23 protein-coding genes, 1 tRNA gene and 1 pseudogene are annotated in these 26,178 nt (G+C 73.8%); 9 read left to right on the plus strand and 16 right to left on the minus strand.

The features are described 5' to 3' along the window. Positions 1-42: 42 nt before the first annotated feature. Complete coding sequence (locus ACW69E_RS13055) at positions 43-1,551, plus strand: diaminopimelate decarboxylase (protein ID WP_457498371.1); 1,509 nt, start codon at positions 43-45, stop codon at positions 1,549-1,551. Here ACW69E_RS13055 and ACW69E_RS13060 read toward each other — a convergent pair. The 3 genes from ACW69E_RS13060 to ACW69E_RS13070 all read right to left on the minus strand — a co-directional run bounded on the left by ACW69E_RS13060 (position 1,532) and on the right by ACW69E_RS13070 (position 4,996). Further along, positions 1,532-2,158 (minus strand): hypothetical protein, encoded by a 627-nt coding sequence (locus tag ACW69E_RS13060; RefSeq protein ID WP_457498372.1) that lies wholly within the window; start codon positions 2,156-2,158, stop codon positions 1,532-1,534. The two genes, ACW69E_RS13055 and ACW69E_RS13060, sit on opposite strands and share 20 nt — an antisense overlap. A gap of 204 nt (positions 2,159-2,362) precedes the next feature. Further along, entirely contained in the window at positions 2,363-3,232 is an 870-nt protein-coding gene (locus ACW69E_RS13065) for a MurR/RpiR family transcriptional regulator (protein ID WP_457498373.1), read from the minus strand. A 354-nt stretch (positions 3,233-3,586) separates the two neighbouring features. Next, positions 3,587-4,996 (minus strand): cystathionine beta-synthase, encoded by a 1,410-nt coding sequence (locus ACW69E_RS13070; protein WP_457498374.1) that lies wholly within the window; start codon positions 4,994-4,996, stop codon positions 3,587-3,589. A gap of 254 nt (positions 4,997-5,250) precedes the next feature. Here ACW69E_RS13070 and ACW69E_RS13075 point away from each other — a divergent pair, with 254 nt between their 5' ends. The 3 genes from ACW69E_RS13075 (at position 5,251) to ACW69E_RS13085 (ending at position 9,082) form a co-directional block, all read left to right on the plus strand. Next, on the plus strand, positions 5,251-6,330 hold the full coding sequence (locus ACW69E_RS13075; RefSeq protein WP_457498466.1) for an SGNH/GDSL hydrolase family protein: 1,080 nt from the start codon (positions 5,251-5,253) through the stop codon (positions 6,328-6,330). A 204-nt stretch (positions 6,331-6,534) separates the two neighbouring features. Further along, positions 6,535-7,755 (plus strand): acetyl-CoA C-acetyltransferase, encoded by a 1,221-nt coding sequence (locus ACW69E_RS13080; RefSeq protein ID WP_457498375.1) that lies wholly within the window; start codon positions 6,535-6,537, stop codon positions 7,753-7,755. A 319-nt stretch (positions 7,756-8,074) separates the two neighbouring features. Further along, positions 8,075-9,082, plus strand: a complete 1,008-nt coding sequence (locus ACW69E_RS13085; RefSeq protein WP_457498376.1) for a hypothetical protein — start codon at positions 8,075-8,077, stop codon at positions 9,080-9,082. On the opposite strand, the gene ACW69E_RS13090 is transcribed toward ACW69E_RS13085, so the two are convergent. From ACW69E_RS13090 to ACW69E_RS13125, 8 genes are all read right to left on the minus strand, one after another. Next, entirely contained in the window at positions 9,066-9,422 is a 357-nt protein-coding gene (locus ACW69E_RS13090) for a hypothetical protein (RefSeq protein WP_457498377.1), read from the minus strand. The two genes, ACW69E_RS13085 and ACW69E_RS13090, sit on opposite strands and share 17 nt — an antisense overlap. Positions 9,423-9,608: 186 nt before the next feature. Then, positions 9,609-10,475 carry a Bax inhibitor-1/YccA family membrane protein gene (locus ACW69E_RS13095; protein ID WP_457498378.1) on the minus strand — a complete coding sequence of 289 codons (867 nt, stop codon included), beginning with the start codon at positions 10,473-10,475 and terminating at the stop codon, positions 9,609-9,611. A 180-nt stretch (positions 10,476-10,655) separates the two neighbouring features. Beyond that, positions 10,656-11,105: a hypothetical protein gene (locus ACW69E_RS13100; RefSeq protein WP_093846503.1), complete on the minus strand. Its 450-nt coding sequence runs from the start codon at positions 11,103-11,105 to the stop codon at positions 10,656-10,658. Between the two features lie 233 nt (positions 11,106-11,338). Beyond that, positions 11,339-11,716: a hypothetical protein gene (locus tag ACW69E_RS13105; protein WP_457498379.1), complete on the minus strand. Its 378-nt coding sequence runs from the start codon at positions 11,714-11,716 to the stop codon at positions 11,339-11,341. A gap of 157 nt (positions 11,717-11,873) precedes the next feature. After that, entirely contained in the window at positions 11,874-12,419 is a 546-nt protein-coding gene (locus ACW69E_RS13110; protein WP_457498380.1) for an NUDIX hydrolase, read from the minus strand. 8 nt (positions 12,420-12,427) lie between these two features. Further along, positions 12,428-13,549 (minus strand): adenosylhomocysteinase, encoded by a 1,122-nt coding sequence (locus ACW69E_RS13115; RefSeq protein WP_457498381.1) that lies wholly within the window; start codon positions 13,547-13,549, stop codon positions 12,428-12,430. A gap of 352 nt (positions 13,550-13,901) precedes the next feature. Further along, on the minus strand, positions 13,902-14,414 hold the full coding sequence (locus ACW69E_RS13120; RefSeq protein WP_457498382.1) for a hypothetical protein: 513 nt from the start codon (positions 14,412-14,414) through the stop codon (positions 13,902-13,904). After that, positions 14,411-14,917, minus strand: a complete 507-nt coding sequence (locus ACW69E_RS13125; RefSeq protein WP_457498383.1) for a hypothetical protein — start codon at positions 14,915-14,917, stop codon at positions 14,411-14,413. The genes ACW69E_RS13120 and ACW69E_RS13125 overlap by 4 nt, the downstream gene beginning before the upstream one ends. 189 nt (positions 14,918-15,106) lie before the next feature. Here ACW69E_RS13125 and ACW69E_RS13130 point away from each other — a divergent pair, with 189 nt between their 5' ends. After that, entirely contained in the window at positions 15,107-16,510 is a 1,404-nt protein-coding gene (locus ACW69E_RS13130; protein ID WP_457498384.1) for a hypothetical protein, read from the plus strand. Between the two features lie 201 nt (positions 16,511-16,711). On the opposite strand, the gene ACW69E_RS13135 is transcribed toward ACW69E_RS13130, so the two are convergent. Then, positions 16,712-16,793: transfer RNA gene (locus ACW69E_RS13135), tRNA-Leu, on the minus strand. A gap of 375 nt (positions 16,794-17,168) precedes the next feature. Here ACW69E_RS13135 and ACW69E_RS13140 point away from each other — a divergent pair. Together ACW69E_RS13140 and ACW69E_RS13145 are read left to right on the plus strand one after the other, a co-directional pair. Continuing rightward, positions 17,169-17,960 carry an ABC transporter ATP-binding protein gene (locus ACW69E_RS13140; RefSeq protein WP_457498385.1) on the plus strand — a complete coding sequence of 264 codons (792 nt, stop codon included), beginning with the start codon at positions 17,169-17,171 and terminating at the stop codon, positions 17,958-17,960. Between the two features lie 71 nt (positions 17,961-18,031). Beyond that, positions 18,032-20,566, plus strand: coding sequence for an ABC transporter permease (locus ACW69E_RS13145; protein WP_457498386.1), 2,535 nt, complete (start codon positions 18,032-18,034; stop codon positions 20,564-20,566). Between the two features lie 449 nt (positions 20,567-21,015). On the opposite strand, the gene ACW69E_RS13150 is transcribed toward ACW69E_RS13145, so the two are convergent. Next, entirely contained in the window at positions 21,016-22,398 is a 1,383-nt protein-coding gene (locus ACW69E_RS13150) for an NAD(P)/FAD-dependent oxidoreductase (protein WP_457498387.1), read from the minus strand. Positions 22,399-22,844: 446 nt separating this feature from the next. Here ACW69E_RS13150 and ACW69E_RS13155 point away from each other — a divergent pair, with 446 nt between their 5' ends. Both ACW69E_RS13155 and ACW69E_RS13160 read left to right on the plus strand, forming a co-directional pair. Continuing rightward, positions 22,845-23,291, plus strand: a complete 447-nt coding sequence (locus tag ACW69E_RS13155; protein ID WP_457498388.1) for a hypothetical protein — start codon at positions 22,845-22,847, stop codon at positions 23,289-23,291. A 71-nt stretch (positions 23,292-23,362) separates the two neighbouring features. Further along, positions 23,363-23,632: pseudogene (locus ACW69E_RS13160) on the plus strand (type II toxin-antitoxin system Phd/YefM family antitoxin); the annotation flags it as partial. Positions 23,633-23,821: 189 nt separating this feature from the next. On the opposite strand, the gene ACW69E_RS13165 reads toward ACW69E_RS13160, so the two are convergent. The 3 genes from ACW69E_RS13165 to ACW69E_RS13175 all read right to left on the minus strand — a co-directional run bounded on the left by ACW69E_RS13165 (position 23,822) and on the right by ACW69E_RS13175 (position 26,015). Further along, positions 23,822-24,811: a Ppx/GppA phosphatase family protein gene (locus tag ACW69E_RS13165; RefSeq protein WP_457498389.1), complete on the minus strand. Its 990-nt coding sequence runs from the start codon at positions 24,809-24,811 to the stop codon at positions 23,822-23,824. After that, positions 24,808-25,383, minus strand: a complete 576-nt coding sequence (locus tag ACW69E_RS13170) for a DUF501 domain-containing protein (protein ID WP_457498390.1) — start codon at positions 25,381-25,383, stop codon at positions 24,808-24,810. Before ACW69E_RS13170 ends, ACW69E_RS13165 begins: the two co-directional genes overlap by 4 nt. Positions 25,384-25,496: 113 nt before the next feature. Further along, positions 25,497-26,015 carry an FtsB family cell division protein gene (locus tag ACW69E_RS13175; protein ID WP_457498391.1) on the minus strand — a complete coding sequence of 173 codons (519 nt, stop codon included), beginning with the start codon at positions 26,013-26,015 and terminating at the stop codon, positions 25,497-25,499. Between the last annotated feature and the right edge of the window lie 163 nt (positions 26,016-26,178).

The following is a 26,178-nucleotide window of genomic DNA, read 5'->3' on the forward strand; positions in this document are numbered from 1 at the left end:
GTGGTGTCGTCCGTCTGCTCCGGCCGTGTTTGTCTTGTGTGCATGGCCTACACGCACCATGCCGCAGTCCAGCCGGAGTCCTCCACGGCCCCGGACTCCCCCGCCGCCTCCGCCGCCCCCGGGGTCTGCGGGAGCCCGCGGGCCGCCGCGGCCGCCGCCCGCCGCGACGCCGCCGTACGGGCCGCCGTCGCCCGCGGGCTGCTCTCGGACGAGCACCCGGTCGCGGCCCTGCTGGACGTGACGTCCGTACGGGAGACCGCCGCCGCCCTGCACGCCGCCTTCGAGGAGGTGACGGCCCCCGGCCAGCCCGTGCTGCACTCCTTCGCGGTGAAGGCCTCCTCACTGGTCCCCGTGCTGCGGCTGCTCGCCGACTGCGGGCTGGGCTGCGAGGTCGCCAGCCCCGGCGAGCTGGCCCTGGCCCGGGCCGCCGGGGTCGGGCCGGAGGGCATCGTCCTGGACTCGCCCGCCAAGACCACCGGCGAACTGCGCGAGGCCCTGGAGCTGGGCATCGCGCTCAACGCGGACAACCGCCAGGAGCTGGAGCGCCTGGACGCCCTGATGGCCCCCGGCGCCCTGCCCTCCCTCTCCGGAGGCCGGTCCGCCTCGCCGGTCGGCCTGCGTGTGAACCCGCAGCTCGGCGGCGGCAGCATCGGCGCGATGAGCACCGCGACGGCCACCTCGAAGTTCGGGTTCGCCCTCCAGGACGAGGGAGCGCGCGAGTTCGTCGTACGCGCCTGCGTGGAGCGCCCCTGGATCACCCGGCTGCACTGCCACGTCGGCTCCCAGGGCATGCCGCTGGAGAAGATGGCCGCGGGCGTGGCCGCCACCTACGAGCTGGCCGAGGAGATCAACCGGGCCGCCGGGGAACGGCGGATCGACACCCTCGACATCGGCGGCGGCCTCCCGGTCAACTTCGACTCCGAGGAGGTCTCCCCCACCTTCGCCGAGTACGCCCGGCTGCTGCGCGACACCATCCCCGGCCTGTTCGACGGGCGCTACGGGCTGGTCACCGAGTTCGGGCGGTCGGTGCTGGCCAAGTGCGGGCTGGTACTGGCCCGGGTGGAGTACGCCAAGAGCTCCGGGGGCCGGCCGATAGCGGTCACCCACGCGGGCGCCCAGGTCGCCGTGCGGACGGTCTTCGCGCCCGAGGCCTGGCCGCTGCGGGTCGCCGCCTACGACGGGCTGGGCCGGCCCAGGCGGGGCGCGCCCGTGGTGCAGGACATCGCCGGGCCCTGCTGCTTCGCCGGCGACCTCGTGGCCCGCGGCCGGGAACTGCCGGAACTGGCCTCCGGCGATCTGGTGGCGCTGCTGGACACGGGGGCGTACTACTTCTCCACCCCGTTCGACTACAACAGCCTGCCCAGGCCGGGCGTGTACGGCTTCACCACCGGGGACACCGCCTCCGCCCCCGGGGCCGGGGCGGACGGCGACGGCGGCATCGGCATCGACGCCGTGCGCTTCGCGACCGTGCGCCCGCCCCAGACCCTGGAGGACCTCGTCGCCGCGTCCGGCGGCGCTCAGCGCGACGCGCTCACCGCGCCGCGGCCGTGACCCGCGCCCGGGGGCGGCGCTCCCGGGCGGCGCCCGGCACCGGGGAGCGGCGGCGGGCGCCGCCCGGCGCGGCGTCCCCGGCCAGCGGGCCGGTGGTCATCCAGCCGCGCACGTCCCCGCGGGACGGGCTGCGCCCGTCCGCCCACTCCGGGCGCACCCACAGCAGCTTCTCGTTGCGCCGCTCCCAGCGGCCCAGCCACACCGCCTTGGCCCACAGGCCCGCGCCGGCCCCGGCCAGCAGCAGGCCGCCGGCGGCCGGGGCGGCCAGGGACGATGCCGCGGCGGCCAGGAAGGCCGCGGCCAGCCACCAGCGGCGCCTGCGCAGCCAGGCGCGCACGGTCACCGCCCGGTCGTGGAGCACCACCCACTTGCCCGCCGCGGTCGACGCCTTGATCAGCCCGGTGCAGCGGCGGCGGCGCGCCAGGAAGGCCGCGGCGGCCGCCAGGATGAAGAGCGCGGCCCCGCCCAGGATCCCGACGCGCCGCCCGGTCAGCCCCGGCACCGCCAGGCCGACGCCCGCGGCCGCGAGGCCGGTCCACCACAGCGCGGTGCCCGCGACCCGCGTGTACACCGCGACCCTCGCCAGCGCGTACGCTCCCCGTCCCATGGCAGCCCTCCTCGTTCCCTTCGGTGACGTTCTCCGTTCGGCTGTGTGCCGCCACCGCGTCACCGCGTGACGGCTCGCCCGGTGCGAAAGCGTACTGAGGGATGATGAGATTCGCCTGAGAGAACGGCGGATCCCCTCCGGCTTCCGGCGCGATCCCCCGGCACCCGATCGGCCGCCCCGGCCGGACCCGGCCGGCCGGCCCGGTCACTCGGCGAACAGGCCCCGACGGGCGGCACGTGCGTCGAACTCCTCCAGCCGGGCCTGCGCCTCGGGCAGTTCGTCGCACATCGCCTCCAGCAGCACCCGGCCCAGCATCATGGGCGAGCAGGCGGTGTCGAAGGAGAGCGTGGTCCCGACGGCTGCGGGCAGCAGCAGGTCGCCGGGGCGGGCGACGGGCGCGAAGACGCTGTCGGCGACGGTGACGATCCGCAGCCCGGCCTCCCGGGCGTGCTCCAGCGCCGCCACCGTCTCGCGCGGATGGCGCGGCAGCGCGAAGCACAGCAGCGCGCTCGCCCCGGCCCGTACCGCGGCGTCGAGGCGGTCGTCCAGCATCGAGCCGCCCTCGTCCAGCAGCCGTACGTCCGGATGCACCTTGGCGGCGAAGTACGCGAAGCCGCGGGCCTGCGCGGCGGCGGCCCGCAGTCCCAGGACGGGCAGCGGCCGGGAGGCGGCCAGCAGCCGCCCGGCCTCGGCCACGGGGGCGGGGTCGGCCAGGAGGGCCGCGAGCTGCCGCAGGTGCTCGATCTCGGCGTGCACGGCCTGCTGGTACGCGTTGCCCGCCGCGCCGCCGCCGTCCGCCCCCTGCGCTCCGGCCCCGGGAGCACCGTCCGCCGAGGGCACGGGCAGGGCCTCGCGCAGATGCCTGCGCAGCGCCGGATAGCCGTCGAAGCCCAGTGCCACGGCGAAGCGGGTCACCGACGGCTGGCTGACCCCGGCCAGCTCCGCCAGCTCCACGCTGGACAGGAAGGGGGCGTCCTCCGCGCGCCGCACCATGCAGTGGGCGATCCGCCGCTGGGTGGGGGTGAGCCGGTGCCCCTCGAACATCCTCAGCAGTCGCGCGCCCGCACCGCTCACCGTGCCCACCTGTCCCTCCGCCCCCTCTTCAGGACCCTCCTGCTCCGCATAAGCCTATTCAGTGCCGGGCCGGTCCGCGGGGGCCGGGCCGCGGTGGACCCATGGGGGCCCATGGGGGAGGCGGGGCGGCACGCGGGAAGCCGCACGGGGATTCGCGCGGGGACCGCCGCACCCCGGTGCGGACACCGGGGCCGGGACGACGGCGGTCCCCGCGAGGACGCGCGACCGGGCCTGGCCCGCGTCCCGGGCGCCTGGAGGGGTCCGGGAGCCGCTCCGGAAGCCCTCCGCGCCGTTGGACACCACGGTGCCCGACGGGTGTTAACCGCGTTTTTCCGGGCCGTGACGGCCCGGTACCTACTCCGCCCCGCCGCTCGCGGCCCCGGTGCCCCGGGCGAGGAAGGCCAGCAGGTCCTGGCGGCTGACCACTCCGGTCGGCTTGCCCTCCACCAGCACGATCGCCGCGTCGGCCCCCTCCAGCACCGCCATCAGGTCGGCGACCGGCTCGCCCGAGCCGACCTGCGGCAGCGGCGCGCTCATGTGCGCCTCCAGCGGCTCCTCCAGCTTGGCGCGCCCGGTGAACAGCGCGTCCAGCAGGTCGCGTTCGACGATCGAGCCGACGACCTCGGCCGCCATCACGTCCGGGTGCCCGGCGCCGGGCTTGACCACGGGCATCTGCGACACGCCGTACTCGCGCAGCACCTCGACGGCCTCGCCGACGGTCTCCTCGGGGTGCATGTGGACCAGCGAGGGCAGCCCGCCCTCCTTGCGGCGCAGTACGTCGCCGACGCGGGCCTGGGTGGGCTCGCCCTCCTCCAGGAAGCCGTAGTCGGCCATCCACTCGTCGTTGAAGATCTTCGAGAGGTAGCCGCGCCCGCCGTCCGGCAGCAGGACGACGACCGTGTCGTCCTCCCCGAGGCGCTCGGCCACGCGCAGCGCCGCGACCACGGCCATGCCGCAGGAGCCGCCGACCAGCAGTCCCTCCTCGCGGGCCAGCCGCCGCGTCATCCGGAAGGAGTCCTTGTCGGAGACGGCGACGATCTCGTCCGTCACCTCGGGGTCGTAGGCGCTGGGCCAGAAGTCCTCGCCGACGCCCTCCACCAGGTAGGGGCGCCCCGAGCCGCCGGAGTACACCGATCCCTCCGGGTCGGCGCCGACGATCCGCACCTTCCCGCCGGATACCTCCTTGAGGTAGCGGCCGATACCGCTGATGGTGCCGCCGGTGCCGATTCCGGCCACGAAGTGGGTGATCCTGCCGTCCGTCTGCTCCCACAGCTCGGGACCGGTGGTCTCGTAGTGGGAGAGCGGGTTGTTCGGGTTGCTGTACTGGTCCGGCTTCCAGGCGCCCGGCGTCTCGCGCACCAGCCGGTCGGAGACGTTGTAGTAGGAGTCGGGGTGCTCGGGGTCGACCGCGGTGGGGCAGACCACGACCTCGGCGCCGTACGCGCGCAGTGTGTTGATCTTGTCCGTGGACACCTTGTCCGGGCAGACGAAGACACAGCGGTAGCCCTTCTGCTGGGCCACGATCGCCAGCCCCACCCCGGTGTTGCCGGAGGTGGGCTCGACGATGACGCCGCCCGGCTTCAGCTCGCCGGAGCGTTCGGCTGCCTCGATCATCCGGACCGCGATCCGGTCCTTCACCGAACCGCCCGGGTTGAAGTACTCGACCTTGGCCAGAACGGTGGCCCGGATCCCCGCCGCCACACTGTTCAGCTTGACCAGCGGGGTGTTGCCGACAAGCTCGATCATCGAATCGTGATACTGCACCTGGTTCTCCGCATTCGGGGGCAGTCGCCGTCGCCTGCCCGTACAGCCAGCCTAGGGGGACGCCGGAGTGGTGTTGACGCGCGTTGCGCAGCGCACTGCACTGGGCATGACACTCATAGTGACGTGCGGGCACCGCACGGACCGCGCGCCGGGCGCACAGGGCGCGCGTACGGGGTGCGAGAAGGCTGCGGGGGCGCGGCGGAACGGAGGGCCCGATGGTGAGGGCTGTGCCCGGACCGGTGTCCGGGGCGAGAGTGGCGCGCGGGATCGCGACCGCCGCGGCGTACGGCGGCGGAGGGGCCGGACTGCTCGGCGGGGCGGCCGTCGGCCTGCTGATGGCCCAGGCACGGCTGGCGCGGCGCCGGGTGGGCGGTTCGGACGACGTGCCCCCGCCGGCGGACGGGGTGTACGGCACGGCCGTCGCATCCGTCGGGCCGGGCGCGCAGGCCACGCCGCTGCGGCTGGCGGTGCTCGGGGACTCCACCGCCGCCGGGCAGGGTGTCCACCGGCCGAGGCAGACCCCGGGCGCGCTGCTGGCCGCGGGACTGGCCGCGGTGGCGGAGCGGCCGGTGCGGCTGCGCAACGTGGCGGTGTCGGGGGCCTGCTCGGACGACCTGGACCGCCAGGTGTCCCGGCTGCTGGAGGACGGCGGCATCGACGGCGACGGCGCTCCCGACGTGTGCGTCGTCATGATCGGCGCGAACGACGTCACCCACCGCGTGCCGCCCGCCGTCTCGGTGCGGCTGCTGGGGAACGCGGTGGCGCGGCTGCGGGCGGCCGGGTGCGAGGTCGTGGTGGGCACCTGTCCGGACCTGGGCACGGTCGAGCCGGTCGCCCAGCCGCTGCGCTGGCTGGCCCGCCGGATGAGCCGCCGGCTCGCGGCGGCCCAGACGGTCGCGGTGGTGGAGCGGGGCGGATGGACGGTCTCGCTGGGCGACCTGCTCGGCCCGGAGTTCGAGGCGAACCCGCGGGAGCTGTTCGGCCCCGACAACTACCACCCCTCGGCGGAGGGCTACGCGACCGCGGCCATGGCCTTCCTGCCGACCCTCTGCGCCGCGCTGGGCCTGTGGCCCGAGGAGGACGAGCGCCCCGGCGCCCCCGGTTACGCCGATGATCCCGGCGCCGCGCGCCGCGCGGGGGCCCTGCCCGCCGAGGAGGCCCTCCCCGTCGAGGCCGCGGCGGCCGCGGCGGCCGGCGAGGGCGGCACCGAGGTCTCGGGGACGCACGGCCCCCTGGCACTGCTGAGGCGCCGCCTCCGCAGGCGGCTGCCGGCGGCCGGGGTGATCGCGGTGGCCGAGCGTCCCGGGGCGCCCGAGCCGGCGGGCGCCGGGTGACCGCGCACACGGCGCCGCTGCGCGGCGGGCTTCCGTACGGCCCGCCGCGCAGTGGGAGGGCCTGGGCGGCCCGGCGGACGGGTGGAACTGAGCAAGCGCTTAGAAAAGAGGCCCGGATCACACGTGGCGAGTCGTGACCGCCGCCTTACGGAACGGTAGTTTCCAAGCATCCACAGCCCTCCGCCCTCGTTCCCTGGAGCCGTGATGCCCGAAGCCGTGATCGTCTCAGCAGCCCGTTCGCCGATCGGACGCGCCTTCAAGGGCTCGCTCAAAGACGTCCGCCCGGACGACCTGACCGCCGGCATCGTCAAGGCCGCGCTGGACAAGGTGCCGCAGCTGGACCCGACCGAGATCGACGACCTGATGCTGGGCTGCGGCCTGCCCGGCGGCGAGCAGGGCCACAACCTCGGCCGGGTCGTCGCCGTCCAGATGGGGATGGACCACCTGCCGGGCTGCACCATCACCCGCTACTGCTCGTCCTCGCTGCAGACCACCCGCATGGCCATGCACGCCATCAAGGCGGGCGAGGGGGACGTGTTCGTCTCGGCCGGCGTCGAGACGGTCTCCCGCTCGGTCAACGGCACCTCCGACGGCATGCCCGGCACCCACAACCCGGTCTTCGCCGACGCCGAGGCGCGCACCGCCGCCCGCGCCGAGAACGGTGGCGAGGGCTGGCACGACCCGCGCGAGGACGGCGAGCTGCCGGACGTCTACATCGCCATGGGCCAGACCGCCGAGAACCTCGCCCGCCTCAAGGGCGTCACCCGGCAGGACATGGACGAGTTCGGCGTGCGGTCCCAGAACCTCGCCGAGAAGGCCATCGCCTCCGGCTTCTGGGAGCGCGAGATCACCCCGGTCACGCTGCCCGACGGCACGGTCGTCTCCAAGGACGACGGCCCGCGCGCGGGCGTGACCCTGGAGGGCGTGCAGGGCCTCAAGCCCGTCTTCCGCCCCGACGGCCTGGTCACCGCGGGCAACTGCTGCCCGCTCAACGACGGCGCCGCCGCGCTGGTGATCATGTCCGACACCAAGGCGCGCGAGCTGGGCATCACCCCGCTGGCCCGGATCGTCTCCACCGGCGTCTCCGGCCTGTCCCCCGAGATCATGGGACTGGGCCCGGTAGAGGCGTCGAAGCGGGCGCTGAAGCTGGCCGGCATGACCATCGGCGACATCGACCTGGTGGAGATCAACGAGGCGTTCGCCGCCCAGGTGATCCCCTCCTACCGGGACCTGGGCATCGACGAGGACAGGCTCAACGTCAACGGCGGCGCCATCGCCGTCGGCCACCCCTTCGGCATGACCGGCGCCCGCATCACCACCACCCTGATCAACTCCCTCCAGTGGCACGACAAGCAGTTCGGTCTGGAGACGATGTGCGTCGGCGGTGGCCAGGGCATGGCCATGGTCATCGAGCGCCTGAGCTGAACCGGCCCCGGCCCCGGACGCGTGCCGCGCGGGCCCGGCGCCCCCACCCCCGGCGTGGCACGCGTCACACCCGCCCGGCGCACGATGTGATCTGACTCACCGTCGACGCGCCGTCGATGCACCGGTGAGACCGAAGAGCCCCCAGGATGTGATCTATGTCCTGGGGGCTCGCCGTTCTCCCTGCTCACAGGGGTTCCATTGGCCCGCACGGGGGTCCGCGCACGCCCTTTTGGCGGTGCCCGGCACACCACTCGACAGGAGATTCCCCTCCGGCTGCGATAGGAATTCAGGGATCGGAGTTCCAACCGGGAGTACGTCAGTGAGCGCCATATCCCTCGTTCTGCTGCTGGCCGCCGCCGTCGCCGCGGCTCTGAGCGGCGCCGCCCTGCACACCGCACTGGGCCTGCGCCGCCGGCTCGCCGAGCTGCGGGCACGGCTCGCCGCGGCCGAGGCGCGCGCGGCCCTGGCGCACGCCTTCGTCCCCCCGGCGCGCACCTCCCCGGACGCCGAGGAGATCCGGTCCGCCGTCGCCGACGCCCTCGCCGAGGAGCGCGAGCGCGAGCTGGCCGAGGCCCGCGCCTTCTGGGCCGCCCAGGAGGCGCGCGACGACCGCGCCGAGAGCCTCCTGCCCGACGGGCGCGGCGCGGAGTACGAGGGCGCCGGCCTCGACCCGGCACTGCTCGACGCGCTGCTGGAGCGCGCCCTGGGCGGCGGCACGCACGAGGGCGAGGCGTTCGTACCGCACCAGACGGACCGGGACGGGGCCCCCTCCAAGCCGGGCCTCCGGCGGCCCGCCGCGCCCGGCTCCGAGGACTCCGGGGAGGCCGGGGCATCCGGGGACACGACGGGGGCCGACTCCGCGGAGCTGGCCGCGGCACGCCGCCGCCACCCCTCCCACCCCGGCTACGACCTGAACGGCGAACCCGTCGTCCCCAAACCCGCGACCGGGCCGGACGACTCCGAGGACTCCGACGCCACCGGCCGCGGCGCCGACCGCACCGCCGGCGCCGCCGACACCGCCGACACCGCCGACCACGAGTCCACCCGCCTGCGGCTGGCCGAACTGGCCGAGCGCCGCATACCGCTGGCCGACGTACGGCCCGGCCCGCTGGGCACGCTGGACGTCTACGTCTTCGCCGACGGCACCACCGTCTGCATGACGCCCGGCCACCGCGAGACCGCCGAGCGGCTCGCCGCCGCGGTGCGTGAGGGCGCCGAGCCGGTGCTGCTGGGCGGATCGGGCGTCCTCGGCGCGTACGCCCTCACCTTCGCGTGCGGCCGGGAGAGCGTCTACGTCCTGGCCGACCGGGTCATCGTCTCGGTCTGAGCGCCGCTTCGAGCGCCGCGGACTCGGCGGCCTCCACCAGCGCCACCGCCCCGGCCAGCTCCCGGGGCCCGGACCCGGCCCGTTCCCCGGCCGTCCGCAGCGCCTCCGCCAGATCGTGCCCGGCCACCGCGAGTTGGTCCCCGACGGCGAAGAGGCCCGCGTCGGGCAGCCGGTGCGGGGTGCGGCCGGGGAACTCCAGGCGCTGGGCGCGGTCGGCCAACTCCCCGGCCAGTGCGAGCCCTTCGGCCGCGGCGCCCCGGGCCAGGGCGCTGTGCGGCATGGCCCGCAGCCGGTCGGCGAAGCGGTCCACGGCGGTCAGCAGGGGGGTCACGTCGAGCACGGCGCAACCCTATGCGCCCCGCGCCCACCGCCGCCAACGGACCGCCGGCGGGCGGAACGCACGGTGGCACGCGGGAGGCGCAAAAGGGGTGTGCGGAACGCGCGGAGGGGCCCCGGGGCGCTGTGCCCCGGGGCCCCTCACAGGTCCCGTCCGGTCCGGCAGGGAGGCCGGGGCCGGGCAGCCGGATCAGTCGCTGCTCTGCAGGATGGCGATCAGCCGCAGGAACTCCAGGTAGATCCAGACCAGGGTCAGGGTCAGCCCGAAGGCGGCCAGCCAGGACTCCTCACGGGGGGCGCCGTAGGCGATGCCGTCCTCGACCTGCTTGAAGTCCAGGGCCAGGAAGGCGGCACCGAGCACGATGCCGATGACGCCGAACAGGATGCCCAGGCCACCGCTGCGGAAGCCGAGGCCGTCACCGCCGCCGAAGACGGCGAACAGCAGGTTGATGCCCATCAGCAGGACGAAGCCGATGGCCGCGGCCATCACGAAGCGGTAGAAGCGCTGCGTGACGCGGATGATGCGAGCCTTGTACATGAACAGCACCGCGGCGAAGACCGCCATGGTGCCCAGCACCGCCTGCATCGCCGCACCGTTGGCGATGTAGCTGTCGACGTAGTTGCTGACGGCTCCGAGGAACAGGCCCTCGAAGGCGGCGTAGGCCAGGATCAGCGGAGGCGACGCCTTCCGCTTGAAGGACTGCACCAGGCCCAGGACCAGGGCGATCAGCATCGCGCCCAGGGCCAGACCGAGCGACAGGTCCGTGATCCACGCCACAGCCGCCATGGCGACGACCAGGCCGACCGTCATCGACGTACGGGCGACGACGTCGTCCATCGTCATCCGGCCGGCCTGCGGCGGGGCGGCGGGCGGGAAGCCCGGCTGCCCGGCCGTCTGGGGCTGCTGGGCGTAGGGGTTGGTGGGCTGGGGGCCGGTCGCGTACGGGTTGGCGGCGTACGGGTTCCCGGCCTGCGGCTGCTGCGTGGCGTTGAAACCGGCGTAGCCGTTGTCTCGGCTGAATCCCCGTCGCGAGAAGACCGGGTTACTGCTCCTCATCTCACTCCTCCATGGCCGCACCGCGCGGCCCTTCCTCAAGAGTAATGCTTTAGCAAAGACCGCACGGTAGTGCACTGGCAAGAACGACGGAAGGAGTCGTGATTGTTCCGGTACCCGGCGGCGTGCCGGTGATACCCCGCCAGAGGGCCGCCACGCACCCGTTCGGGCCCGTTCGGACGGTCAGGACGGCGGGAGGGGGCAGGGGGTGTGCGGGTGGTGGCGGTTCGGGCAGCAGACGACGGAGAACGACGCCATCGACCCGGACGCGGTCCAGTACCCCCACGTGACGTCGACGCCCCGCGGCAGCGCGTCCCGCGCGTACGCGGTCTTCGTCTCCACGCCCACGTACGACCGCCCGCCGTCGTCCCGCGCCTTCGGCGGGTTGTCCGCGTGGTTCTTCTCCAGCCATGTGACGGCCGCCTCCACCTCCGTCCACGTCCGGCCGCGAGCGGCCTGCGCGCGGCGCAGCAGCCAGTGGCCGGTCATCGTCGGCGGCACCGCCGACGCGAGGAATGCCTGCGTCCGCGGGTCGCCGGGCGTGCTCCCGGGTCGCCGCGGCCCCTCCTTGGCGTACTCCGTACCGCTGCCGACCCACGGGCCGAACCCGTGCCAGTGCCCCGTCCAGACCACCTGTCACTCCCTTCCGGCGAGGAGGGCGGGCCACCCGGGGGTGCGCCGGCGAGCCCATCCGCGCCCGGGACGGCGGCCGGTGCCCGCCGCCGGGGCTGCCGCCGCAGAATCTCGCGAACCGCGCCCCGCGCGCCGGAAGGCGTACGGGGCCGGCGGAGGAATCACCCCTTCGTGTCTTCGCGGAGGGGCCGCCCCTCCGCTGACGCGCGGGCGGAGGGGGCGGCGCCCGTGCGTCAGCGGGGCGCCGGCAGCTCGGCGGGACCGACCGGCTCCACCTCGTGCGGGGACACCACCTGCCGGGTGGCCACCGTCCGCCGCGCATCGGGCGACCCGTACGGAATCAACCCCGGCTCCTCGACCGCCGGTTCGAGTGCGACCGGGTGATGGAGGACCCCGGCCCCCCACGCGGGCACGTACCCCACCCACGCGGCCACGTAGCCGCGCCGCAGATGCGGGCACGCCTCCACCGGGACCCGGGCACACGGCACGCACACCGGGGGTCTCGTCGTCTCCCCCTCGCCGATCGGACGGCCCGCCTCCCGCATCAGGAACAGGTGCCGCTCCTCCCCGTCGCCGTCCACGGCGGGCCGGCCGCACACCTGGCACGGCATGTCCAGCGACGCCCACGCCCTGCGGGCAGTCCGGCCGGGCCGGGTGGGTGCTCCGCTCCCCGGCGACGCGGCATCGGGCGCCGCGAGGGAGCGGAGGGTATCGGGGCGGGGAGGGCGGCCCGGCACCTTGCGCGAAGGCGCCGGGCCGGCCACCGGGTCAGGAGAGGGTGGCGGCCACCCGATACCGCAGCTCTGCGGAGGGGATGTCCTCCGCCGGCAGCCACGTGTAGCCCGTGACCTCCTCCTCCTGGAGTCCGCTGACCTCCGCCCGCGTGCTCAGGAGGAACCGGAAGTCGTAATGCCAGTGCTCCGGCTCACCCTTGAGCGTGCTCTCGGGGATCACGTGCGCATCGACGTGCACGGGCACCTCCCCGACCAGCTCCACGGCGGCCGGGTTGATCCCGGTCTCCTCCTCCAGCTCCCGCAGCGCCGCCGCGGCGAGCGTCACGTCCCCCGGCTCGACGTGGCCACCGGGCAGGAGCCACTTGGACAGGGCCCGGTGCTCGATGAACAGGACACGGCCGTCGGCGTTGAGGAGGACGGCACCGGCCGTCACATGCCCGGGAAGGGTGTTCCGGGAGGCGATGGCGTCCCCGGCCCGGCCCAGGAGGTCCACCAGGCCGGCGAGCCGGGTCTTGTCCTCCGGGTACTGGTCGAGGTAGGCGCCCAGCGTGGCGCGGACGTGCTCGGCTGTGATGGTCATGAGGTTCCTTACCTGTTGAAGTAGTTGAGCCAGGTCGCCGCGATGGTGGCGCGGTCTTCCCTGCGGACGTCGTGCATGCCCGGCTCGAGGTCGCGGCGGGCCAGCATCCGGACTCCTGCGAGGATTTCGGCCTGGACGAGGAAGATGAACGGCCCCACGCTCGCGCCGTGGATGAAGTTGACGGCGTTGCCGTCGTTGAGCAGGTAGAAGTAGTGGCCGGTCGTCTGATAGCGGGTGACGTGATCACCGACCGGCGTACGGCTGTACACCTCCGGAAGAGCGGCCAGGTCAAGCTCATCCTCGGACGATGTGACAGTAGCGACGTAGGCGCCGTTACGGAGGGAAGAGAAGTCCTCCCCGCGGAGGGACACGGCCCCGGTCGCGCAGAGCACGAGGCCCGCCTCACGGAGCGCCGCGTCCCGGTCCCGGGCGACGCTGAACCCCTGACTGAGTGCCTGCGCCTGCCGTACCGGGTCGATGTCACACACCGTGACCTTGACGCCCTTGGCGTGGAGGAGCCGCGCGATGGAACTCCCGAGCTTGCCGAACCCCACCACCAGGGCGCCGCGCCCGTGGAGAATGTCCCCGCGCCCCCGCATCAGCGCCTCGGCGGAGAACACCACGGACTGACCGACGAGGAAGTCCTCCGGATCTTTCAGTGGTGACCGCGCCACCGACACCACCGGACACGGCACCTTGTCCAGCTCGGCGTACCGCTTGTGCCCGTTCTCCGTGTCCTCCACCACGCCCAGAACACGGCCGGAGAACCGGGCGCACAGTTCCTCCAGTGACGGGGCGAAGTAGCCGCCGACATCCAGGAGGACGAGATCCTGACCGGCCGCCCGGGACTCCACGTACTCCAGCGCCGTGTCCGGGTCGGTGAACATCTCCCGCGTCAGCGGGTCACAGCTCACGACCTTTTCCACCTCCCGGCGCGCGACCGGGTCAATGCTCTTGGGTTTCGGTAGCACCGCCTTGAGGTCTGAGACCGTGCTGACCGCCCGCACGAACGCGGGCCGCTCCGGCAGGAGGTGCGTGATCAGGAATGAGGCCACGGGCCCGGCTGACTCCACGGCCGCGGTGATGCGGCCGAAGAATGCGTCCAGTCGGGCCCTCTCGAAGGTTTCCATCCGGGGTCTCCCCTCTGTGGGCTGTGCCGGTAGGCAACGGCGTAGTGGACGGCCCGGCACACCAGAGCGCGGGACGTGTACCGGGCCGGACCGCCCCGGGGGCGGCGCGGCCACCCCTCACGACGGGGGACACCGCGCCCGGGGCGGGGTCATAACAGGGGTCACACGCGGTATCGGGAGTCCGCGTGCCGCTGGACGCGCTCCTCCAGGAGCGCCAGGCACCGCGGGCACGCGTAGACGGGGGCGGAGAACGCGCCGCACGCGCTCCGGGCTTCCCCCACCCATAGAACCGGCCGGTCGTCCTGGTCGCACCACCAGCAGGCGTCGCCGCCCGCCTTCCGGTGCCCGCCGGTCACGGCAGGGCCGCTGCGGTCACCGCCGCCGCTTCCTCCGCCGCGGCTGCCGCTGTCGCCGCGCATGCCTCCCGGCAGGCGGCCTCCAGCACCTCCCCGGCCCACAAGGGCAAGGAAGGCCCGACGCGCCAGCCACGCGCCGCGACCGGGGACAGATCCGTCACGTGCGGGGCGGGCAGCAGGACCAGCGTCCCGCGCCGCAGCACGGCGCCGCCCCCGGTCGTCCAACCGTCGGCGGTGCCAGGCCGCAGCAGGAACTCCGCGCCCAGCGGCGAGGAGATCACCGGGCCGAGCGGCACCCCTGACAGGGCCGTGCGCCACACCGTGCCCGCGACCAGCGGCACCGGGATGCGCACCGCGTCGAACCCGGCCCCGGCCGGAACCTCGCCCGACCGGCCGTGCTTCCACGCGGTGAGGACAGCATGGGCACGGCCGGTCGCTTCCAGCCAACTCACCGGTGGCCACCCGCCGGTGGTGCCCGCGAGCGGCGCCCGCCCCCGTCCCGTGCTCACGCTTCGCCCTCCCCCTCGAGCATCTGCCGGTGCCGGCCCACGGAGACCAGCTGTGCCACGGCCGCGCCGGTACACAGCTCTCCCGGCGAGCCCATCGGCACCACCCAGGAAGCGCGGCCCGGTCCCGGCCCGGTGAGGGTGAGGTCCGGGCGCGGCACTCCCAGGTACGAATCGGTACTGAGGCATTCGGCGTCCCGGTCCAGCCACCGGTGCGCCACACTCACCGGTACCAATGCGTAGTACCGCCACCGGCATGTGTCGACGAACACCGGTCCGTCGCACAGCGCCCGGCGCAGATAGGCGGTCACCGTCTCGGGCTCGGCGGACCGTGCGGCGGCGTGCACCAGCCCGGCCGGGAGCCGTACCGCCGCGAACAGCCGGCCGCAGGGCAGAAGCGCGACGCCGGTCTCCGCCCACTGGGCACGGGCCTTGCCCTGGCGGTCCTCGTCCAGGGCGGACAGAAGCCACTGCTCGACGGCACGGCTGTGCTCCGTACCGGTCACCGCCCGCCCGGCCAACGGCCTTGTGCGTTCGCTCCGGCCGGTTTCAGACGTCGTACTTGACATGTTCAAGAGCCCCCAAGCGGCTGCCATGTGGTCGCTGTCACACCGAGTACACAGGCGGTTAGGGTGGAGTGACCAGCGCCGGCAAGCCCGAGGTGGTTTACCGGGTTTAACGCCCTGCTTGGGAGGGTGACGAGATTGCCGAATCACTCGCACGCGCGTAACGAGGCACTGCAAGAAGCCCTGTGTGAAGCCGATCTGACGTACGAGCAGCTCGCCGCCGCCGTCCGCACGGTGGCCGCCGAAGCCGGTGAGGTCCTCAAGACGAACAAGTCCGCCGTGGCCCACTGGGTGAGTGGCCGGGAACCGAACGCGCGAACGGCCGCGTATATTGCCGAAGTCGTCTCCCGCGGACTCGACCGCCACATGCGGCCCGCCGACCTCGGCTTCCAAGGAGGGGCGGACGCAGAAACGGACCGGTCCCTGCCCCAGCTTGGGTTGGGTATCGGGCCCGATCCAGTGGACATGCTACGGCGAATCGGCGAGGCGGACATTCACCGGCGGAACTTCCTGACCAACGCGGCCTACTCGGTGGCCGCCGCATCTCTGCCCCTCGGGATGGAGCAAGCCCTCGACCACCAGCAGCGCGCGGCCCGCGCCAAGCACCGCGCAGGCCGACCCGAGATCGATGCCGTCCGCGACATGGTCGAGATCTACACCCGCATCGACGAGCGGCACGGCGGGCAGCACGGCCGCTCCGCCGTGGTGCAGTACCTCCGCACCGACGTCGCCGACCTGTGCCGCGCGACCTTCGCCACCGAGGACGAGCACCGCGAGGCCCTGACCGCCGCCGCGTGCTTGGCCTATCTGTGTGGCTGGAAGGCGTACGACGCCTCCGAGCACGGCCTGGCCCAGCGCTACTACCTCCAGGCGTACGCCCTCACCCGTGAGGCCGGGGACGAGGTGCACGGGGCGTGGATACTGCGCATCCTCGCCCACAACGGCATGGACATCCGCCGTCCGGAGCACACCCTCGACCTCGCCGAGGCCGCTCTCACCCGCGTGAAAGGGCGGGTCGCCCCGGCCACCGAGTCCCTGTTCGCCGTCACCCGCGCCCGCGCCCTGGCCCTGGCCGGCCGCAGCCCGGAAGCCGCGCGGCAGATCCGCGCCGCCCAGGACCTCGTCCTCCAGGGCGGCGCCGAGGAGCTGCCCTACTGGGCCGCCCTGTGGGGCGCCCCCCGGGCGACGGTCGCCAGCCACACCGCCAAGACGTTCCACACCCTCGGCGACCACGCCAACGCCGAACGGCACTACGCCACATCCGCCCGTTCCCGCATCGACGCGAAACACCAGCGCATCACCGCCCTGACCCTCGCCGCACAGGGCAGCGAACAAGCCGCGCAGGGGCACGTGGAGGCGGCCTGCGACACCTGGGGCCGCTCCCTGGACCTTCTCGGCGGGGTGCGGTCCGCCCGTGCCGTCGACGCGGTCGGCGGTATCCGCCGCCGGCTCGGCGTCTTCCATCGACGCGGCGTCACCGCCGCCGCCGACCTCGATGAGCGAGCCCGGTCCTGGCAACTCGCCCATACCTGATTCCCCCGAGCCACGACGAAGGTGCCTCGCTCACGAGACTCGAGCGAGGTTCCCTCACACTTCATCAGACTCGCCGCCACTGCCACCGGCAACGCGAAGTTCGCTGCCCGCCGGTCGGCGGCTTCGGCAGCGGATCGTCCCCGGGCCGGGCGGCGGGCGGCGTCGGTGATGCCCCCGCCGGGGGCCGCGCAAGGGCCGGTGTGCCCGGAGCCGGATTCGAACCGGCACGGCCTGTAGGCCAACGAGGTTTAAGCTCGTCGTGTCTGCATTCCACCATCCGGGCACCGGCTCATGGACCGCACGACTGGCTACGGCCCTCCCCTGGACGCTCAACGAGCCTATCCGCGGCGCTCGTTCGGACAACGGGCCTCCGACCCCAGGTTGTCTGATTTTATTGGCAACTGATGCCGCATCAGCGGCGCGCGCCCCTCTTCAAAGAGGATCACACGCCCCCGCCCCGCCGCCAGGAATGACGGAAAGTCGCTGCCCAGCCACAGGAAGACATCAGGGTGTCCTCTCCTCCTCAGGGATGACACGGGCCTTCCCGGTCCCCCCGCAGGCTCCCTCCGAGACCGGTTCGGGGGTGGACGCCGGTGGCCGATTTCGCACGGACGATGGAGGGGTCCCCGTCAAGCCGCTGTGACAGGAGCCCCTTCCCGTGACCACCAGCACCCCGTCCGACGCCCTCTCCGCGCCCTCCGCCGCCGCCGGCGCCGCGGCCGCCCGCGCCGTGGACCTGACCAAGGTCTACGGCCAGGGCGAGACGAAGGTGGTGGCCCTGGACTCCGTCACCGTGGACTTCCGGCGGGGGGCGTTCACCGCGATCATGGGCCCGTCGGGTTCGGGCAAGTCCACCCTGATGCACTGCATGGCCGGACTGGACTCGTTCTCCTCCGGCTCGGCCTGGATCGGCGAGACCGAGCTGTCCTCCCTGAAGGAGAAGAAGCTGACCCAACTGCGCCGGGACAAGATCGGTTTCATCTTCCAGGCGTTCAATCTGCTGCCCACGCTGACGGCGCTGGAGAACATCACGCTGCCCATGGACATCGCCGGCCGCAAGCCCGAGCGGGAGTGGCTGGACCGCGTGGTGGAGACGGTGGGCCTGTCGGGCCGGCTCAAGCACCGCCCCAACCAGCTCTCCGGCGGCCAGCAGCAGCGTGTGGCGGTCGCCCGGGCCCTGGCCGCCCGGCCGGAGATCATCTTCGGCGACGAGCCGACCGGCAACCTCGACTCGCGCTCCGGCGCCGAGGTGCTGGGCTTCCTGCGCAACTCGGTGCGGGAGCTGGGCCAGACCGTGGTCATGGTGACCCACGACCCGGTGGCCGCCTCGTACGCGGACCGGGTCGTCTTCCTCGCCGACGGCCGGATCGTCGACGACATGGCCGACCCCACCGCCGAGGGCGTGCTGGACCGCATGAAGGCGTTCGACTCCCGGGGCCGCACCAGCTGACCGGCCGGGCCCCGGCCCCCGACACCCCGACCCGCCGCGCCTCCACACCTATCCCAGGATCACGAGACCCCATGTTCCGTACCGCCCTGCGCAACGTGCTCGCGCACAAGGCCAGACTGCTGATGACCACGCTCGCCGTCATGCTCGGCGTGGCGTTCGTCGCGGGCACCCTGGTCTTCACCGCCACCCTCTCCGAGGCCTTCGCGAGAAGCTCCGCCAAGGGCTTCGAGGCCGTCGACGTGGTCGTCCGCCCCGACTTCTCCAGCGACGAGACCGACCCCGGCGGCCCCTCCGACCTCTCCCGCGATCTGCTGGAGCGGACGCGGGAGCTGCCGGGCGTCGAGCACGCCACCGGAGCCGTCTCCGGCTTCGCCGCCCTCGCCGGCAAGGACGGCAAGCTGGTCGGCGAGGGCTGGTCGACCCAGGGCGGCAACTACGACACCGGCCCGGACGGATCGGGCGAGGACCCGCGCTACGACCTGCGCGACGGCCGGGCCCCGCAGCGTGCCGGCGAGATTGCGCTGGACTCCGCGACCGCCGGGCGAACCGGCTACGGAGTCGGCGACACCGTGCGGCTGTCCGTCAGCGGCCCGGTCCGCGAGGAGAAGGTCACCGGCGTCTTCGACACCGACGACGGCAACGTCGCCGCCGGCGGCACCCTGGTGCTGTTCGACACCGCCACCGCGCAGGAGCTGTTCTCCCAGCCCGGCCGGTACAGCGAGATCGTGCTGACCGCCTCCGAGGGCGTGGACCAGCGGGAGTTGAGGAAGAGCGTCGAGAAGGTCCTGCCCGAGCAGGCCGAGGCCGTCACCGGGCAGTCGCTCGCCGACGACCAGGCGCGGATGATCGAGGCGGAGATGGAGGGCATGCGCACCGGGCTGCTGGTGTTCGCCGGGATCTCCCTCTTCGTCGGCGTCTTCATCATCGCCAACACCTTCACCATGCTGGTCGCCCAGCGCACCAAGGAGCTGGCGCTGCTGCGCGCGGTCGGCGCGAGCCGCCGCCAGGTGACCCGCTCGGTGCTGGTGGAGGCCGTGGTCGTCGGCGCGATCGCCGCGGGGATCGGGCTGCTGGCGGGCATCGGGGTCGGCGCCGGGCTGCGCTCGCTGACGGGCTCCCTCGGCGCCACCGTGCCGGACGGCCCCCTGGTGGTCCCCCCGGCCGCGATCATCGCCTCGCTGGTCGTCGGCATCAAGGTCACCGTGGCCGCGGCCTGGCTGCCCGCCCGCCGCGCCGCGAAGGTCCCGCCGGTCGCCGCGATGGGCAGCGTGCACGCGCCCGCCACCGTCCGCGGCCTGGTCGTGCGCAACACCATCGGCTCCGTCCTGGCCGGTGTGGGGGCAGCGCTGGTGCTGGCCGCCACCGGCATGGACGACGGCAAGATCCCGATGGGCGCGGGCGCCGGGCTGCTGGTGATCGGCGTGTTCGTGCTGACGCCGCTGCTGTCGCGCCCGGTGATAGCCCTGGCCGCGCCGGTGATGCGCATGGCCGGGGTGTCGGGCAGGCTGGCGCGCCTCAACGCCGTGCGCAACCCGCGCCGCACCGCCGCCACCGCCGCGGCGCTGATGATCGGCCTCACGCTGATCACCGGTCTGACCGTGATAGCGAGCAGCGTCCAGAAGGGCATCGACAAGATGGCCACGGAGGCGCTCAAGGCCGACTACGTGGTCTCGATGGCCAACTACAGGCCCCTGTCCCCGGAGATCGAGCGGACGCTGGCCGAGCAGGACGAGGTCACGGCCCTCAGCCCGATGCGCAACTCCCCCTCCCGCGTCGGCGACGGATACGAGTACCTCACCGGCGTCAACGGCGAGGCGTTCGGCGAACTGGTCGGACTCGACTTCACCCACGGCTCGTTCGAGGGGCTGGCCGACGGCAAGGCGGTGGTGGACACCGCCACGGCGAAGGAGCACGGCTGGCGGACCGGTTCGGTCTTCGAGGTGGTCTACGAGGACGGCGAGCGCGGCGAGCTGACCGTATCGGGCGTCTACCGGGCCAACGAGATGATGCGCGGCATCATGCTGGACACCTCCGTGCTCGACCCGCACCTGGAGAAGGTCACCAGCATGCAGGTGCTGGTGGGCACCGAGGGCGGCGCGAGCGAGTCGGTGAAGTCCGCTCTGGAGGAGGCCCTCGGCGACAACCCGGCCGTCCTCGTCCAGGACCAGGAGGACGTCTCGGAGTCCGTCGCCCAGATGATCACGCTGATGCTGAACATGCTCTACGGACTGCTGGCCATGGCCGTGGTCGTCGCGGTACTCGGGGTGGTCAACACCCTGGCCATGTCGGTCTTCGAGCGGTCGCAGGAGATCGGGATGCTGCGGGCGATCGGTCTGGACCGGCGCGGCACCAAGCGGATGGTCCGGCTGGAGTCGCTGGTGATCTCGCTGTTCGGCGGGGTGCTCGGCGTCGGCCTGGGCGTCTTCTTCGGCTGGGCGGCCGGGGAGCTGATCGCCTCCTCGATGCCCACCTACGAACTGATGCTGCCCTGGGAGCGCATCGGCGTCTTCCTGGCGCTGGCCGCGCTGGTGGGCGTGCTGGCCGCGCTGTGGCCGGCGCGGCGGGCGGCGAGGCTGAACGTACTGGAGGCCATCAAGACCGAATGACGCGGTGCGCGGCGTGCGCCGCGCACCGCACTCCGGCCACGGGTCCGGACCGCTCGGCGGTCCGGACCCTTCCGTTTGCCCGGGCTCCTGCGGGCACGGGGCCCGGCCCGCGGGCTCCGCGGCCCCGCGCAGGTCATGGGTTCCGGTGCCGGGCGCGGCGGGTTCACCGGGGGCCGGGGGCCGGGTGGCCCGGTGGGGCGTGCGCCGTCCGGGAGCCGGCGCGTACGAGCGCCGCCGTGCGCCGGTGCGCATGTACGGGCGGACGGGCGGACGGGCGGTGAGTGTTCCGGCAACACCGGGCCCGCGCCCCGCGCCCCGCGCCCCGCGCCAGGGTTGCCGGGCCCGGAACGCCGAGGGGCGCCCGCCCCTCCCTGTGCGGGAGGGGCGGGCGCCCCCGCGGTGCGTACCGCGTGCTGTGTGTGCCGGTGTCCGGCCGGGAGACCGTGCGGTCAGGAGGCCTTGGCCTTGGGCCGGGACTCCCGCACGGCGGCCGAGACCGGGGCCGCGGCCTCGTAGAACTCCTCGCGCGGGTTCTCCACGGCGCCGAGGGAGACGACCTCGCGCTTGAGGAACATCGCGAGCGTCCAGTCCGCGAAGACCCGGATCTTGCGGTTCCAGGTCGGTACGGCCAGGCCGTGGTAGCCGCGGTGCATGTACCAGGCCAGACGGCCCTTGAGCTTCAGCTTGACCCGCTTGCCCAGGGCGATCATCGCGACGCCCTTGTGGAGGCCGAGGCCGGCCACCGCGCCCTTGTTGGCGTGGCGGTACTCGCTCTGCGGGAAGCCCCGCATGCCCGAGATCACGTTGTCGCCGAGCACCTTGGCCTGGCGCAGCGCGTGCTGGGCGTTCGGCGGGCACCAGGCGTTCTCGTTGCCCGCGTCGCGGCCGACGAGGTCCGGGACCTGGGCGTTGTCGCCCGCGGCCCAGATGTAGTCGGAGCCCTTGACCTGGAGCGTCGCCCCGGTGTCCACATGGCCGCGCGGGCCCAGCGGCAGGCCGAAGCGGGCCAGCGCCGGGTTCGGCTTGACGCCGGCGGTCCACACGATGGTGTCGGAGTCCACCTCGAGGCCGTTCTTGAGCACCACGTGGCCGTCGACGCAGGACTCCATGGACGTGGACAGGTAGACCTCCACGCCGCGCTTCTGGAGGTGCTCCAGACCCCACTTGCCGAGTTCGGGACCGACCTCGGGGAGGATCTTGTCCGCGGCGTCGACGAGGACGAAGCGCATGTCCTCGCGGCGGACGTTGTTGTAGTACTTGGCCGCGTCGCGCGCCATGTCCTCGACCTCGCCGATGGTCTCGGCCCCGGCGAAGCCGCCGCCGACGAAGACGAAGGTCAGCGCCCGGCGACGAACGGCCTCGTCGTTCGTGGAGTCGGCCTTGTCGAGCTGCTCCAGGACGTGGTTGCGCAGGCCGATGGCCTCCTCCACGCCCTTCATGCCGATGCCGTTCTCGGCCAGGCCGGGGATCGGGAAGGTGCGGGAGACCGCGCCGAGCGCGACGACCAGATAGTCGAAGGGCAGCTCGTAGGACTCGCCGACCAGCGGCGAGACCACGGCGACCTTGCGGTCCTGGTCGATGCTGGTGACGCGGCCGGTGAGGACCTCCGCCTTGGGGAGCACGCGCCGCAGCGGGACGACGACGTGGCGCGGGGAGATGGACCCGGCGGCTGCCTCCGGCAGGAAGGGCTGGTACGTCATGTACGAGCGCGGGTCGACGACGGTGACGGTCGCCTCGCCGTACCGCATCTTCTTCAGGATGCGGCGCGCTGCGTACAGACCGACGTACCCGCCACCCACTACGAGGATTCGCGGACGCTCCGTGGTGCTCATGCCTTCGAGTATCCCCTGCCGTTCGGGGGACCCCTCGTGAGGGTCTTCACAAGCACCTCACCCTCTTCTGCTACACTCCGCCGACCCGTGACCGGAACCACACCCGCGACCGGGAACCGGATCACCTCACGGTACGTTCAACACCCCCTGTGAGCTGCGCAATCGCTCTCCGGGCGAACCGGCCGGCACCACCGCCGGCCCGGAGGGGCGCGGCGCTCCGACACCTCCGGAATCGCCGCTTCCGGGTCACGGAGACCCGGAACCGCCACTACCGACAGGTAACATCGTCCGCTTGCGCGCTTTTCCTTGTGAAGAAGTTCACGAACTTTCCCGGCGGGGTCTCCCACGCCCCTCCGATCCCGCTCCCGCAGAGGTGCGCGGGAGCGGTCGGCACCACCGTCCACGTGCGTCTGACATCGTGTTTCCACCACCGGGGAGGGGAACTGATGCGCCGTCTCGCACTGCTGCCGATCCTGCTGGCCGCGGGGTGCGCCCTGCCCGGCGAGAGCCGGATATGCACCCTCGTCGACGCCGAGTCCGGAGTCCAGGTGGCCTGGGAGCCCGCCGACTTCGCCGCGGACGCCGCCGGGGGCGGCGCCACCGTCAGGCTGTGCGTACGGGACGACTGCACGGAGCGGAAGACGACCGCGCGGAATCCCTTCGGAGGGCTCTCCGTGCGCCTGGACGACGACGCCGGGCCCGCGACCGTGCCGGTGCGCTTCACCGTCACCGCCCCCGGCGGGCGCACCCTGCTCGACGACCGGGCCGAGGTCACCCTGGAGCGGAGCGCGCCCAACGGCGAGGAGTGCCCGCCGGTGGTCTGGCAGGCGGCTCTCCGGGCCGTGCCGGGCGAGGGCCTGGTCCCGTACAGGCCGCTCCCGCGCGGGACGTGAGCGCGGGCCGCGAGTGCGGGTCTCCCACAGCCCGGCCACCGGCATGCGTGCGGAATGCCCACACTGGTCCCATGACCGAGAAGACCGCGACCGCGGGGACCGTGACCGTACGAGAGGCCCGCGCTCACCTCGCGGACCACATCGACCGGGCCGGGCAGGGCACTCCGACGGTGATCGCACGTAACGGCAGTCCGGTGGCAGCCGTGGTGCCGATCTCCGACTTCGAGGCACTGGAAGAGGCGGCCGACGTGATGCCGGCCCGGGAGGCGGAAGCAGTCCTGGCCGAGGGCGGCCCCACTGTGACGATGGCCGAACTGCCGGCGGACCTGTTCACCGACCGCGGTCGAGGCGCGGGGTGGGGCACCGCGTTCCGGTTCACCGCACCCGTTCGCCCCGGCGACACGGCCGCGGCCCCGGGCCGTCGGAGGCCCCGGGCCGTCGGAGACCCCGGGCCGTCGGAGGCCCCGGGCCGTCGGAGGCCCCGGGCCGTCGGAGGCCCGGGGCCGCGGCGCCGTGGACCGGGCGCCGGGTCAGCGCGCGACGCAGGAGTGGGCGATGCCGTCGAGGATGTCGTGTTCGCTGACCACGACCTCCCGGGCCCCGGTGCGCTCCATGACCGCCTGGAGGACGAGGGCGCCCGCGCCGATCACGTCCACCCGGCCCGGGTGCATCACGGGGATGGCGGCGCGCTCGTCGTGGGTGGCGGCCAGCAGGCGCGCGGTGACCTCCGCGACCTTCTCCGCGCCGATCCGGGAGTGGTGGATGGCGGACGGGTCGTACTCGGACAGCCCCAGCGCGACGGCGGCGACGGTGGTGACCGAGCCGGCCAGCCCCACCAGCGTCCGCGCCTCCGCCAGCGGGACGGTCTTCTCCACCAGGTCCAGAGCGGCCTCGGCGTCCGCCCTCATCGCGGCGATCTGCGCCTGCGCGGGAGGGTCGGTGATCACGCCGTCGCGCAGCAGATGGCGCTCGGTCAGCCGGACGCAGCCGACGTCCACGCTGCGGGCGGCCCGCACCCCGTCGTCGCCCACCACGAACTCCGTGGAGCCGCCGCCGATGTCCACCACCAGGTACGGCCCGGTCAGGTGCTCCGCGCCCGCCAGCTCCCTGGTCGCGCCGGTGAAGGAGAACTCGGCCTCCTGATCGCCGGTGATCACCTCGGGCTCGACGCCCAGGATGTCCACGACGCCGCGCACGAAGTCGTCCCGGTTCTCGGCGTCGCGCGAGGCGGAGGTGGCGACGAAGCGGGTGCGCCCCGGGGTGACGCCGTGTGAGCGGATCACCTCGGCGTACTCGCGGCAGGCGGCGAAGGTGCGCTCCAGGGCCTCGGGGGCCAGCCGCCCGGTGCGGTCCACGCCCTGGCCGAGGCGGACGATGGTCATCCGGCGGTCGAGGTCGGTCAGTTCGCCGGTGGCCGGGTCGATGTCGGCGACGAGCAGGCGGATGGAGTTGGTGCCGCAGTCGATGGCGGCGACCCTGACCGCCGTGCCGTTCGCCGTACCGTTCGCCGTGTCCGTCACCGCGCCTCCTCCCCGGCGTTCCCGGCACTCTCGCCGTCCCCGGTGTCCTCGCCGTCCCCGGCCGCGTTCACGCACGGCCCCTTGCGCCACCACTCCGGGAGCATGGCGATCGCCTCGTCGCCCAGCGGGTTGACGCCCGGCCCCGCGGCCAGCGAGTGGGCGACCAGGACGTGCAGGCACTTGACGCGGTCGGGCATCCCGCCCGCGCTGGGGAAGCCCTCCAGCACCTCGATGGCGTCGCGGCGCGCGATGTAGTCCTCGTGCGCCCGGCGGTACGCGGCGGCCAGCTCCGGGTCGGTGCTCAGCCGCTCGGTCATCTCCTTCATCACGCCCTCGGCCTCCAGCGTGCCGATCGCGGAGGCCGCGCGCGGGCAGGTGAGGTAGTACGTGGTCGGGAAGGGCGTGCCGTCCTCCAGCCGCGGCGCGGTCTCCACCACGTCGGGCTGCCCGCAGGGGCAGCGGTGCGCGATGGCGCGCAGGCCGCGCGGCGGGCGGCCGAGCTGCTGCTGGAATGCCTCGACGTCGGCTTCGGTCGGCGCGGTGGGTTCGGTACGGGGCGGGGGTGTTTCCATCTGGTCAGGATGCCTCAGGAAGGTCGGAGCCGGGCGCGGGGGCCCGGCGGGGCGGTCGGGGCCGGGCGGGACAGGGGAGCGCGTCCGGGCCGTTCGGGGCTCCGTTCAGGGGCTCAGGGGTGCTTTCCGGCGGCGCCGGAGGCGTCCGCCGCGTCCACGCCGTCCCACAGGTGCCGGTACCAGGCCTGTTCGCCGGGGCCGGGCTCGGCGGTGCGGCGGGAACGGGAGGCGCTCTCACCGGTGCGGCCGGCCGTGCCGCGCGGGAGGACGTAGCCGGTCTCGCCGGGGCGCACGTAGAGCAGGTGCTCGCGGATCATCCGCTCGACATAGGCCGGGTCCTTCCAGCGGGCCTTCAGGTCGCGTTTCTCCTCGACCCGGCCGCGCAGTTCCTCGACCAGGCGCCGCTGCTCCTCGATCTCCGCGCGCTGCGAGACGTACTGCCGCATGGGGTAGGCCAGGGCGACGACGAGCGAGCACAGGACCATGACCAGCAGTGCGGCGCGGCCGGTCAGCCGACTGCGCCGGGGGGCGCGCATCCGGCGGTTCTGGGCGCGGTAGACGCGCTCGGCCGCCTGTGCGCCCAGTGCCCTGAGCCTGGTCGCGGTGGAGAACCTGTCCCGTTCCGCGGCCACCCCGCCTCCCCTGCTGCCCTGTCGTCGCCGTACCGTCGCGCCGCCGTCGCGGTGTGGTCGCCCATGCCGCCGCGTCCCCGCCACCGTACGGGACGGCGGCGGGGACGCGGTGACGGCGGGGCCGCTTCGGCGGCCCCGCCCGCCGCTCCGCGGAGCGGCTGCG

This window comes from Streptomyces sp. SS8 (assembly GCF_054072955.1).